This window comes from Bradyrhizobium sp. Pa8 (assembly GCF_052588265.1).
Window position 1 is genome coordinate 9,215,071 of record NZ_CP176767.1, and the last position, 12,098, is coordinate 9,227,168.

10 protein-coding genes and 1 tRNA gene are annotated in these 12,098 nt (G+C 64.9%); 1 reads left to right on the top strand and 10 read right to left on the bottom strand.

Features of this window, described 5'->3' with window-relative positions:
* Positions 1-29: 29 nt before the first annotated feature.
* The 10 genes from ACKWRH_RS43780 to ACKWRH_RS43825 all read right to left on the bottom strand — a co-directional run bounded on the left by ACKWRH_RS43780 (position 30) and on the right by ACKWRH_RS43825 (position 11,321).
* Positions 30-1,112 (bottom strand): ABC transporter permease, encoded by a 1,083-nt coding sequence (locus ACKWRH_RS43780; protein ID WP_247312684.1) that lies wholly within the window; start codon positions 1,110-1,112, stop codon positions 30-32.
* A complete protein-coding gene (locus tag ACKWRH_RS43785) occupies positions 1,112-1,870 on the bottom strand; it encodes an ATP-binding cassette domain-containing protein (RefSeq protein ID WP_014491326.1) in 759 nt (252 codons plus the stop codon). The genes ACKWRH_RS43780 and ACKWRH_RS43785 overlap by 1 nt, the downstream gene beginning before the upstream one ends.
* Positions 1,871-1,882: 12 nt before the next feature.
* Positions 1,883-3,205 carry a xylose isomerase gene (xylA, locus tag ACKWRH_RS43790; protein WP_445218599.1) on the bottom strand — a complete coding sequence of 441 codons (1,323 nt, stop codon included), beginning with the start codon at positions 3,203-3,205 and terminating at the stop codon, positions 1,883-1,885.
* Entirely contained in the window at positions 3,202-4,659 is a 1,458-nt protein-coding gene (gene xylB / locus ACKWRH_RS43795; RefSeq protein ID WP_445218600.1) for a xylulokinase, read from the bottom strand. The genes xylA and xylB overlap by 4 nt, the downstream gene beginning before the upstream one ends.
* A gap of 82 nt (positions 4,660-4,741) precedes the next feature.
* Positions 4,742-5,785 carry a LacI family DNA-binding transcriptional regulator gene (locus tag ACKWRH_RS43800; RefSeq protein WP_445218601.1) on the bottom strand — a complete coding sequence of 348 codons (1,044 nt, stop codon included), beginning with the start codon at positions 5,783-5,785 and terminating at the stop codon, positions 4,742-4,744.
* A gap of 89 nt (positions 5,786-5,874) precedes the next feature.
* On the bottom strand, positions 5,875-6,339 hold the full coding sequence (locus ACKWRH_RS43805) for a GNAT family N-acetyltransferase (RefSeq protein ID WP_445222585.1): 465 nt from the start codon (positions 6,337-6,339) through the stop codon (positions 5,875-5,877).
* Between the two features lie 2 nt (positions 6,340-6,341).
* Complete coding sequence (locus ACKWRH_RS43810) at positions 6,342-6,854, bottom strand: GNAT family N-acetyltransferase (RefSeq protein WP_445218602.1); 513 nt, start codon at positions 6,852-6,854, stop codon at positions 6,342-6,344.
* A complete protein-coding gene (locus ACKWRH_RS43815) occupies positions 6,854-7,435 on the bottom strand; it encodes a helix-turn-helix domain-containing protein (protein WP_445218603.1) in 582 nt (193 codons plus the stop codon). Before ACKWRH_RS43815 ends, ACKWRH_RS43810 begins: the two co-directional genes overlap by 1 nt.
* Positions 7,436-7,640: 205 nt before the next feature.
* A complete protein-coding gene (locus tag ACKWRH_RS43820) occupies positions 7,641-10,736 on the bottom strand; it encodes a VCBS domain-containing protein (protein WP_445218604.1) in 3,096 nt (1,031 codons plus the stop codon).
* Positions 10,737-11,247: 511 nt separating this feature from the next.
* Positions 11,248-11,321: transfer RNA gene (locus tag ACKWRH_RS43825), tRNA-Gly, on the bottom strand.
* A 173-nt stretch (positions 11,322-11,494) separates the two neighbouring features.
* Here ACKWRH_RS43825 and ACKWRH_RS43830 point away from each other — a divergent pair.
* Positions 11,495-12,073, top strand: a complete 579-nt coding sequence (locus ACKWRH_RS43830; RefSeq protein WP_445218605.1) for a methylated-DNA--[protein]-cysteine S-methyltransferase — start codon at positions 11,495-11,497, stop codon at positions 12,071-12,073.
* Positions 12,074-12,098: the final 25 nt, after the last annotated feature.

The following is a 12,098-nucleotide window of genomic DNA, read 5'->3' on the forward strand; positions in this document are numbered from 1 at the left end:
TTTCGTTGCCCTCCCGGAACGACGTCATTTCAGATCATCCGCGAGCGGATGCGGTCGACCAGCACGGCCAGGATGATGATCACGCCGACCAGCGTCTGCTGCCAGTAGGAGCTGACCTGTGCCAGCACGAGGCCGTTGCGGATCACTTCCAGCAGCACGCAGCCGACGATGGCCCCTAACGGGCCGCCGATGCCGCCGGCGAGGTTGGCACCGCCGATGACGGCCGCCGCGATCACGTTGAGCTCGTAGGACGTCGCCATGTTGGCGGGCGCGGATCCGAGCCAGCCGGAGATGATGATGCCCTGGAGCCCTGCGGCAAGCGCGCAAATCACATAGACCTCGATCTTCACCCGCACGACCGGTATGCCCGTGAGTTCGGCGGCCTTCTCGTTGCCCCCGAGCGCGAACACGTGGCGGCCGAACGAGCTGTGATGCAGGACCACGGCCATCGCCAGCGCGAGGACCACGAGGTAGATGAAGGGCACGGGCACGCCGAGCACGTCGCCCGAGGTGAGCGCGTAGAAGTAATCAGCGTCCGGCCCGCCAGGAAAACTGCCGCGGCCGTTGGAGACGACATAGCCGAGCCCACGCACGATCGAGAGCATGCCGAGCGTGGTGACGAAGGGCGACAGGCCGAGCACGGCGATACAGAAGCCGTTGACGAGGCCCGCAATCAGAGCGACGCCGAGGCCCGCGAGGATCGAGATCAGCAGGATCAGACCCGGCACGTTGGCCAGCACGGTCTTGCCGTCGGCGGCCATATGCACGAACAGCGAGCCTGCGGGCGAGCCGGGCGCCGACAGCTCGGTCATGACCATCGAGGTGATCATGGCGGAGAAGCACATCATCGAACCGACCGACAGATCGATGCCGCCGGTGATGATCACGAAGGTGACGCCGAGGGTGGCGATGGCGATGAAGGAGAAATTCTTCGCCACGTTCTGCATGTTGCCTTCGGTGAAGAAATAGGGGCTGGCGAAATGCATCACCACCAGCAGCATCGCCAGCGCGAGCAGGACATAGCCGGTCTGGGAGGCGAAGATGCCGCGCTGCCACCATTTGATCCGGCCGACATTGGTGAAGCTGATCGGAGATTCCAAGGGCATGGCCATCACGCCGCCTCCTTCGCGCCGGTGATCAGGGCGGTGACTTCCTCGGGCGACGTCTGGTGGATCGGCTTGTCGGCCCGCTTCTCGCCGCGGCGCATGACGATCACGCGGTCGCACACCGCGAACACGTCGGGCATGCGGTGCGAGATCAGCATGACGGCGACGCCCTGCTCCTTCAGCCGGTGGATCAGGCCGAGCACCTGCTCGACCTGGCGCACCGAGATCGCGGCGGTCGGCTCGTCCATCATGACCAGCCGCGCATTGGAGAGGCGCGTCCGCGCGATCGCAACCGCCTGGCGCTGGCCGCCAGACATCTGCTTGACGAGATCGTCGGGGCGCGTCTCCGAGCGCAATTCGCCGAACAGCTCCAGCGCACGCGCCGCCATCGCCTTGTGGTCGAGCAATGCGAGCGGTCCGAACCTGCGCTTCAGCTCGCGGCCGAGGAAGACGTTGGCAGCAGCCGTCAGATTGTCGGCGAGCGCGAGGTCCTGGTAGACGACCTCGATGCCGACGCCGCGGGCATCGACGGGCCGGTTGAAATGGACCGCGTTGCCGGCAAAGCGGATCTCGCCATGGCTGGGACGGAAATTGCCAGCGATGATCTTGACCAGGGTGGACTTGCCCGCGCCGTTGTCGCCCATCAGGCCGACGACCTCGCCGGGCTGGACCTGCAGGTCGACGCCGTGCAGCGCGCGGATTGCGCCGAACTCCTTGCCGATGCCGGTCAGCTCGAGGACCGGTGTCGCTTCAGCCTTTGTCATCAGCGGCCTTCCTCAGACGTAACGGTTGACCAGGGATTCCAGATATTCCTGCCGCCCCGAGCGCGGCTGCGGCTCGAAGCCGGGGCTGAGCGCACGGTCGGCAAGTTCGGCGAGCGAGCGCTGGCCGCCGAGAATGGCCCGGCCCTCGGGCCCCGCCCATCCCTCGTAGCGCTGCGCAAGCGGTGCGGTGAGGGCGCCGGCATCGAGCATATCGGCGGCGGCGAGGAACGCACGCGCGCAGGCATCCATCGAGCCGACATGGGCATGGATCAGATCGTCGGGGTCGATCGACTGCCGCCTGATCTTGGCGTCGAAATTGAGCCCGCCCGATGTGAAGCCGCCGCGATTCAGGATCTCGTGGAACACCAGAGCCAGCTCCGGCACGTTCATCGCGAACTGGTCGGTGTCCCAGCCGAGCAGATCGTCGCCGCGATTGACGTCGAGCGAGCCGAAGATGCCGAGCGCCTCGGCGAGCGCGACCTCGTGATGGAAGGAGTGGCCGGCGAGGATGGCGTGGTTCTGCTCGATGTTGAGCTTGACGTCGTTCAGGAGATCGTAGCGTTCCAGGAAGCCGTAGCAGGTGGCGACGTCGAAATCATATTGATGCTTGGTCGGCTCCTTCGGCTTCGGCTCGATCAGGATCGGGCCCTTGAAGCCGATCTTGTGCTTGTGCTCGACGACCAGCGAGACGAAGCGGCCGAGCTGGTCGAGCTCGCGCTTGAGATCGGTGTTGAGCAGCGTCTCGTAGCCCTCGCGCCCGCCCCACAGCACATAGTTCTGGCCGCCGAGCCGGTGTGTCACCTCCAATGCGGCGCGGACCTGGCCGGCGGCATAGGTGAAGATTTCGGGGTCCGGATTGGTCGCGGCACCCGCCATGTAGCGGCGATGCGTGAACAAATTGGCCGTGCCCCAGAGCAAGCGGACCTTTGCGGAGGCCATCTTCGCTTCGAACAGATCGGCGATCGCGTTGAGATTGGCGACGGACTCGCTGAGCGAAGTGCCTTCCGGCGCCGCATCGACGTCGTGGAAGGTGAAGAAGGGCACGTCCAGCAGGCGGAACAGCTCGAAGGCGGCATCGGCCTTGGCGCGTGCCTGCGCCATCGCATCAGCACCTTGATGCCAGGGACGCAGAAAGGTCTCGCCGCCGAAGGGATCGCCGCCCGGCCAACAGAACGAATGCCAGTAGCAGACCGCAAAGCGCAGGTGATCCTCGAGCCTGCGGCCATGGACGAGGCGGTCCTTGTCGTACCAGTGGAAGGCGGGTGTGTTTCCCGCATCCTTGCCGCCGAAGGCGACAGGGGCGCTTGCATCGAAGAATTTGGCTGATGCGTTCACTTAAGGGTCTCCTTCAACGCAGGATAAAGCTCGCGCCACCGCCGATAGGCCTCGTCATAGGCCGCAGTAACGGATGCGCGGGGTGCAAAGCTCGCGAGCCGCCGCGGGCGCTTGCACACTTCCGCGGGATCTTCGCCGGTGGCGGCGAGCCGGCCGAGCCGTGCGGCGCCGAGCGCCGCCCCGACCTCGCCCTCCTCGACGCGGTGGACGGGAATGCCGAGCACATCGGCACAGATCTGCGCCCACAGCGGCGAGCGCGAGCCGCCGCCGACGAGATCGACCTCAGCGATTGGCCCGCTGGCCGCGCTCAGCGCCGCGAGGTTGTCGCGCGCGGCGAAGGCGACACCTTCCAGCACGGCCTGCACGATCTGGCTGCGCCCGGTCGCACCGCGCAGGCCGACGAGCGCGCCGCTGGCGGCGGCATCGTTGTGCGGCGTGCGCTCGCCGTCGAGATAGGGCAGGAATTTTATGGAGCTCGGTCCGTCGACACGCTCACCGAGCGGCGCCAGGAGCGCGGCGGCCGGCGTCTCCATCACGCCGGCGAGCCAGGCCAGCGAAGCCGCGGCCGACAGCATCACGCCCATCTGATGCCAGAGGCCGGGCAGCGCATGGCAGAACGCATGCACGGCCGAAGCCGGTGCCGGTGCAAACCGATCGGTGACGCGGAACACCACGCCGGACGTGCCGAGCGACAGGAACGCATCGCCCGGCGCGATCGCGCCGAGCCCGATGGCGCTCGCGGCATTGTCGCCGGCACCGCCGGCGATCACGACATCATTGGCCATGCCCCAGCGCCGCGCGAATTCCGGCGCGAGCACTGCGCTGGCCTCGCTGCCCTCGACGAGGCGGGGCATGTGGTGGAGATCGAGCCCGACGGCATGCAGCAGCAGCGCCGACCAGCGGCGCAGACCGACATCGAGCCACAGCGTGCCCGCGGCGTCGGACATGTCCTCGACCATCTCGCCGGTGAGGCGATAACGCACATAGGCCTTCGGCAGCAGCACCTTTGCCACGCGCTCGAAGATTTGCGGCTCGTGCCGCGCGACCCAGAGCAGCTTTGGCGCGGTGAAGCCGGGCATCGCCAGATTGCCGGCGATCGTGTGCAGCGACGGGCAGCGCCGCTCGAGCGCGACGCATTCGGCGTGCGAGCGGCCATCGTTCCACAGAATAGCGGGGCGCAGCGGCCGTCCATCCTCGTCCAGCAGCGTCGCGCCATGCATCTGGCCGGACAGCCCGATGCCGCGCACCTGCGCGACCTCGCGCGGATGGCGGGCGGCGAGATCGTCGACGGCGCCAACCGCCGCATCGACCCAGGCGTCGGGATCCTGCTCGGACCACAGCGGCGCGGGATGCGACAGCGCAAGCTCGCGCGCGGCCGTCGCGACAATCGCGCCGGCTTCGCTCACGAGCACCGCTTTCACACCGGATGTGCCGATGTCGATACCGAGATACACGCTATCCTCCCTTTCGCCTGTTGCGGTGCGCGATCTCAGAGTCGCTCTTTCCGCAACGGACCGTTTTGAAATCCACCCGCCCCTAGGGCAAATTGTCCCGCATCACGATGTCGATCCTGATCTTCTCCTGTTCGCGCAAGATCGGCTCGCCGCGCGCAAGCGCTAGCAGCACGCGCACGGCGGCGCGCGCTTCATGTCCGGGGTTCTGCGAGATCGCGGCATCCATCACGCCCTGCAGCAGCAGCCGGCGCGTCAGTGCGGTGACGTCGTGTCCGACGAACACCACCTGCTTGCCGCGGCCGGCATCGCTCAACGCTTTGGCGACGCCTTGCGTGCCGGCGCCGACGTTATAAAGGCCGACAATGTCAGCATGCCTGCCGAGCAGCTGCGCCAGAACCTGTTCCGAACGGCCGTCTTCGTCGCGTCCTTCCAGCACCGGCAGCACGCTGAGATCGGGGAATTCCGACGCCATCACCTGGCTGAAGCCGAAGATGCGTTCGGAATGGTCGCGCAGGCCCTGCGAGCCCGCGACGATCGCGACCTTGCCGGACCGTTGGCCGACCAGCCGACCGACCAGCGCGCCGGCGGTGCGCCCCGCCGCAATGTTGTCGATGCCGACATAATGGTGGCGACGCGAGGACGGCACGTCCGACACCAGCGTCACGACCCTGGTCCCGGCGTCGACGAGATCGTTGATCGCGGCGCGGACCCCGGGATGGTCCAGCGCCACCACGGCGACGCCGTCGTAATCACCGGACAGCGCCTCCAGCGAGGTCGCGAGCACGGACGGGTCGAACACGTCCGTGGCGACCACCTCGACGCCGAGACGGCGGGCTGAGAGCCAGGCCGACATCTCGCCGAGATAGGCCTCGATCTGCTGCATGAAGGGGTTCGGCCCCGCCGGCATCACGAAGGCAAAGCGGCGGGCACGGCTGCGGGCGAGCTCGGCGGCCGCGACGTGCGGCTGGAAGGCGTTGCGCTCGATCGCCGCCTTGACGCGCCGGACCGTATCGGGCCGCACGCCCGGGCGGTTGTGCAGGACGCGGTCGACCGTCGCGAGGCTGACGCCCGCCTCGCGGGCGATATCCTTCAGCGTCAGCGCGGTCGCGGTGAGAGTATCGGCCATGGCTGAAGGCTATCAGAGGTGTTTTGAGGTACGCAACTCATTTTAAGGCGCACGGCAATGTTTTCGGGCCGGGGTTGCACCGCGCGGCCTCAGTCGCCGGTCAGGTCCCGCGTCAGGAACAGGCTGTTGGGATCCTCGACATAGCCCTCGAACGGGCCGCAGAGCACAAAACCGTGCGCCTGATAGAGCGCATGCGCGGGCTTGAAATAGTCCCACGAGCCGGTCTCGAGGCTGAGCCGCCTCAAGCCGCGCGCGCGGGCTTCAGTGACGATGTGGCGCAGCATCCGGCCGCCGAAGCCGCGCCTCCGCGTGGTTTGCAGCGTGTGCATCGACTTCACCTCGCCATGGTCGGCCGAGAGCATCTTCAGCGCGCCGGTGGCGACCAGCGTCTCGCCGTCCCAGCCGGTCCAGAACGCGACGTCGCTCGCGCGGAGCCCAGCGAGATCGAGCGCATGGGCGCTGCCCGGCGCGGTCTGCGCCCGCGCAGCCGTGACGTGATGGTCGAGCAGCGCAATGACGTGCGGATCAAAGGTGTCGCCGGTGCGGATCTGCATCGTCACGGCCTCACCCCAGTTGAAAGCCGCTTCTGCATGAGGACCATATCGAGCCAGCGGCCGAACTTGCAGCCGACCTCAGGCATACGGCCAACCTCGGCAAAGCCGAATGACGCGTGCAGCCCAGTCGAGGCGGAATTCGAGGCCTCGATCGCGGCGACCATTGTGTGCTTGTTGAGCGCAGTAGCCCGCTCGATCAGCGTGGTCATCAGGCTGCGGCCGACGCCGAGCCGATGATGTTGCTCGCCGACATAGACCGAATTCTCCACGGTGTGGCGATAGCCGGGAAACGGACGGAAATCGCCGAATGATGCGAAGCCGACGACGTCCCTGCCCTTCATCGCGACCAGCACGGGATAGCCGGCCGCTTGCCGTGCGCGCATCCACTCGCGCCGCGAAGCCAGATCAGCCGGTCCGTCGGTCCACACCGCCGTGGTGTTGATCGCGGCGTAATTGTAGATCGCCAAAATATCTTCGGCATCCTCCAGCGTGGCGTCCCGCACGATCAGCGGCATCACATTTTCCCGTACGATGTGCCGCGCCGCGTGATGATGACGTAGCGCGCATCCTGTTTGGTTTCGTTCTCGAAGGTCACCGCCCGCATCACGTCGAAATCGAGACAATCGCCGTCGCGCAGCCGCACGGTCTTGGCGTCGATATGCACGCAGACCGCGCCCTCCAGCAGCAGCAGCTGCTGGGTGAAGGCGTTGCGGCCCCAGGGGCTGTAGGAGACGCGCGCACCGGCCGGCAGATCGACGACGATGATCTCGATGCCGCTCGCCGCATCCGGCGGCGAGGCATGACGCCGCCGATAGCCGCTGTCGGGATCGCGCCAAAGCGGCTGGTCGGCAAGCCGCATCAGCCGCTCCGGCGGTTTCTCCGCGAGCGCGACGACGTCACTGAGGGTGACATCGAGCGCCGCGCAGAGCTTGTTGAGCAGCGCAGCGGTGGCGCTGCTCTGCGCCCGCTCCACCCGCCCGATCATGGCCCGGCTGACACCGGAGCGCGTCGCGAGTTCGTTCAACGTCATGCCCGCCTGCGTCCTCAACGTCTTCAAGCGACGACCGATCGCACGGTCGAGTTTCTGCTGGTCCATCTCTTTGCAGGTCCTGGTCTTCATCCGAACATTGCCCGACACGAGGACCGCGCCCATCAGGGCGAGCGAAGCTTAGGCCGGGCGGGGCGCGCGTGCCGGGAGCGAGGAGCTAATATATTAGAATCTTTGCGCGGCAAATTCTCCGGCGCCTTGCTACAGGCGCCTGGAAATGGCGGGGTTCGACCGGGCTTTCCGTGGAAATTCGCTAGACAAGAAAATCCGGCGCCGCGCCATGGGCTTGCGGGATCAAGGATCCAGGCGCGAGGTGAAGCGTCATCGCATGATGATCCGCATCGGTCAGCGTCAAAATATTGGTCTGAGTGTCGAAGGCCGCGTTCACCTTGGCGTCGAAGCCATCCAGCACCAGCGTCGTGCCCGGCGTATAGTTTGAGATGACACCGGATGTTTGCCTGGCGTCGGGCCCGAAAACAAACGTGTCCGTACCCGTCAGAACGACATTGCTGCTCAAATTACCGGTGACCACCAATGTCCCGTTGTTGACGTTGACCGTTCCGGTCCCGCTCAAATTGTCGACCTTGAGCACGCCATTATCCAGGACAGTACCGTTGTTGACGAGGTCGCCCGAGACATCCACCTCACTGCCGGCGTGCACATTGACGATGCCGCCATTGGTCAGGCCATTCCCGAAGTCGATCGTGCCGCCCTGGTCGGCTGTGATCGTTCCAAATGTGTTGAAAACGCCGTCGTCGAAATTGAGCGAGGCGCGCACGGCTTCGATCAGACCGTTGCTGGTGACCGAATTGCCGGTGTTCACCGCAAGCGGCTGGGACCCGTTCGCCTCGAGCGTGCCGGAGAAGGCGATATCCAAAGTGAGGCTGTGATCTCCGTTTCCGATGGTGCCGGCGCCGTCGATCGTGCCGCCTTCGAGGTCGAGCGTGTGATGCCCACCGCTGTTCAGGATCGAGGAGCCCGGATCGAGCTTGATCTCGCCATTGCCGATGACCGTGGCGTCGCCAGTCAGGATGACTTTCGCGAAATTGAAGAGCTCGATCTTGCCGCCGTTGTTCAGAGTGCCGCTGACATTCAGAGCGCTTGCGGCGCTGTCGTCAAACACGGCGCCAGCCTTGAGCGTCACGTTGTTGAAACTGTTGGCGCTGCCTGCAACGGATTCGATGAGTCCGCCTGATGTCGCATCCAGCGACGTCCCGTCCAGATGCACGTTGTCGAAGGTGATGGTGCCGCCATTGGCGACAATCGCACCGAGGGAACCGCCGGCGATCGTATCGTTCACGAACGCGAGCATCGCCTGGGCTTCGCTCAATGAACCGAGATTATTGATCGTGCTGTTGCTGATCACACCGGCGCTGCCGGTCTCGTGCAAATTGCCGGTCACGCTGATATTGATCGTGGCCCGGTCAATCGACGTGAAGCCGGTCGAGCCGGTGACAGTCAGAACGCCACCGCCGCCGCTGGTGTCATTCACGTCAGTGACCGTGATCGCGACGTTCTTTGTCGTGATTTCTGTCAAGTCGCTAACCTCGACGGTGACGTCATAGACGTTGTCGTGGTTCGCGTCTTTCGGGGCTTCGAAGTCGGGCGCAGACTTGAACGTCACATCGCCCGTCGCCGACACGTTGAACAGAACCGCGTCAGTGCCGGACAGCGAATAGGTCAGCGCGGGACTGTCCACATCGGTCGCCGCGATGTGGTAGGCGACGCCAGTGCCATTCTCCGCGAAGCTTGCCGTCGTGCCCGAGCTGATCACGGGCGCATCATCGATTCCCGTCAGCGTCACGGTGATGCCCTGTGTCCCGTAGAAGCCGTCGAGGACCAAGATGAAGATGTCGGTATGGGTCTGTCCGGCCGCGAGCGGAGCGATGTTGGCATGAGAGACATCATAGCTCCACGTCACCTTGCCATCGGCAACGTTGAGGGTGGCCGTGAGTGTGCCGAGATTGCCGTCTTGCGGTGCCACCGCGACCGTGTCGGCACCGGCAAAGAAACCCGCCTGCGATGTCGAAACATGGGCAGCGCCATTGTCCGTCAGCTTCGCTGCGGTGAAGGAAGGCGTAGTAAGATCTCTTATAAAGATGTCGTAGGTATGGTTGGTATCGCCCGGCACCAGAATGCTGCTTAAAGACTCGAATGCCACCTTGGTGCCGTCAGGCGAGAACACGGGAAGCCGGCTGCCGCCTCCGAATTCCCACGGCCTGCCCCCATTGGTCGAGACGGCCGTGATGGCACCCGTGGCCAGGTCCTTCACATAGACGACCTCACCGGCATTGACACCCGGCACGAGATTGGTGGCACTGGAATAGAACGCAATCTTGGTGCCATCAGGCGAGAATACGGGTTTCTGGGCTTGGCCGTTGTTCTGCGGGACTCCGTCGGCATCGGTCGATACCAGCGTGACCGCGCCTGTGGTCAGATCCTTAATGACGATGTTACCGATTCGGTTGTTGTTACTACCCGGCACAAGAGTTTCGGCAAAGGTATAGAACGCCACCTTGGTGCCATCTGGCGAGAACACCGGGTCGAAGCTGCCGTGATCCCCGCGAGCGCCGCCGGCGCTGACCGACACCAGTGTGGTGGTCCCGGTGGAAAGGTCCTTGATATAGATCTCGGTGGTGTCGCTGCGCCCTGTGGCCGACCCGAACACGATTTTGGTGCCATCGGGCGAGAACGAGGGGGGGAAGGTAAAGCCATTCTCATCCCCGCCGCCGCCGGGTCCTCCGTTGTATGGATTGGGCGCTAAGAGCGTTATCGCGCCGGTGGTGAGGTCCTTGATAAAGATGTCGCGCACGTGGTCGGTATCGCCCGGCACGAGATTGTCGGCATCGGAAAGGAACGCAACCTTGGTGCCGTCAGGCGAGAATATCGGGTTGGTGGTCGAGACGCCGTCCGCCTGCGCCCCGCTGGCACTGGTCGACACGCGCGTGACGGCACCGGTGGCCAGGTCCTTCACGAAGATGTCCAAAGCTTGATTGGTATCGCCCGGCACCAGATTGCCGGCGCCCGATGCGAACGCCAGCTTGGTACCATCGGGCGAAAAAACCGGCTGGTAGCTCGTGCTATCCCCCTGCACCCCGCTGGCATTGGTCGACACGAGCGTGATCGTACCCGTCGTCAGGTCCTTCACGAAGACGTCGCCTTGGCCGTTGGTATCGCCGGGCACCAGATTGTCGGCAAGGGAATAGAACGCGACTTTCGTGCCATCGGGCGAGAACACGGCCTGGAAACTCGCGCCATCCGCCTGCGCCCCGGTTGCGCTGGTCGACGCGCGCGTGAACGCATCGTCGCTGCCACCGCCAGCGGTGAAAACAGGTGCTGAATTCGTCATCAATGCCTCCGTTTGCCCGGCAACAGGCCGGGTCCGAATGTTTTGCACGACAATCAGAAACAGAAACGCGGCACCAATGAGTCCCTGCTGTCCAAGGCAAGTTTAGTGCCCCTAGATGACGAACGCTTGATGCAGCCGCGAAGGATCAGATGAAGGATCAGATTGAGCGTCGTTGGCTGCGCCGCTGCACGACAAGCGATCAAAACTGCGCCGGCAGTCTTTCACGATACGCAGCGGCGCCGAACTGCGAGAGCGCATAGCACTGCTCAGGGTGATCTCGTGTCGTCGGGATGAATAAGCCGCTCCATTCTGAAATGCAGCGCGAGCGGTGATCCGTTACATCGCCAAGAATTGCCATCGCCAAAAATTGGCCACTTGAACCGACGCTGGGGAGACCGACGCCATTTGGCGGATCTTCGGCCCCTTCATGCTTCCGGATACGCCAAAATGAACGTGGCCAGGGGTCGGAGAAACATCCAACACTCCAAATCAGCGGCCATCAATTTTGTAGTGGAGCGGGCGAAGGGAATCGAACCCTCGTATGCAGCTTGGGAAGCTGCCGTTCTACCATTGAACTACGCCCGCGAATGCGCGTCTCACGCCAACCCTGATTAGCCGAGACGGCGCCCGCCGCCAAGCGCTTTGGCGCGGCCGGCCGGACAGTTGTTAACGTCCTGGCAAGATTCCAGGTGCGCCGGATTGTGGCGGTGTTATGATCGCGCGTCTGGGGAGAGACGTGCACTGAGTGGGGCGTGTGCATGGTGGGGCGTGGCTACGCGATATTCAACACGGCCATAGGGCGCTGCGGCATCGTCTGGAGCAGCACCGGCGTGGTCGCCGTGCAATTGCCGGAGGCGCGGGAGATCGACACCCGCCGCCGGATTTTCGCGGTCCATCCCGAGGCGCGAGAGCAGCAGCCTCCGCTGAATGCCGAGCTTGCGATCGAGGGCATCGCAGGCTTGCTGCAGGGCGGCGACCCTGACTTTTCCGAGGTCAGCCTGGACGCCGGCGGCGTCCCCGGCTTCCACCGGCGCGTTTATGAAGCCGCCTGCGCCATTCCGCGCGGGGAGACGCGCACCTATCACGAGATCGCCAAGGCGCTGGGCGCTTCCGGCGCCGCGCATTCGGTGGCGCAGGCGATCGCCAAGAATCCCTACATGCTGATCGTGCCCTGCCACCGGGTGCTGGAGGTCGGCAATTACGCCGACCGGCTCTCGCCTTACGGCGGGGTGATCTCCAAGCGGCGGCTGCTGGCGCTCGAGGGCGCCCATCCGGTCGCGAGCAAGACGCTGTTCGAGGTGCTGCTGCCCGTTGCCCCACCGCGAGCGCCCAGCTAAGGCGCGATCTAGATCGCACCTTAGC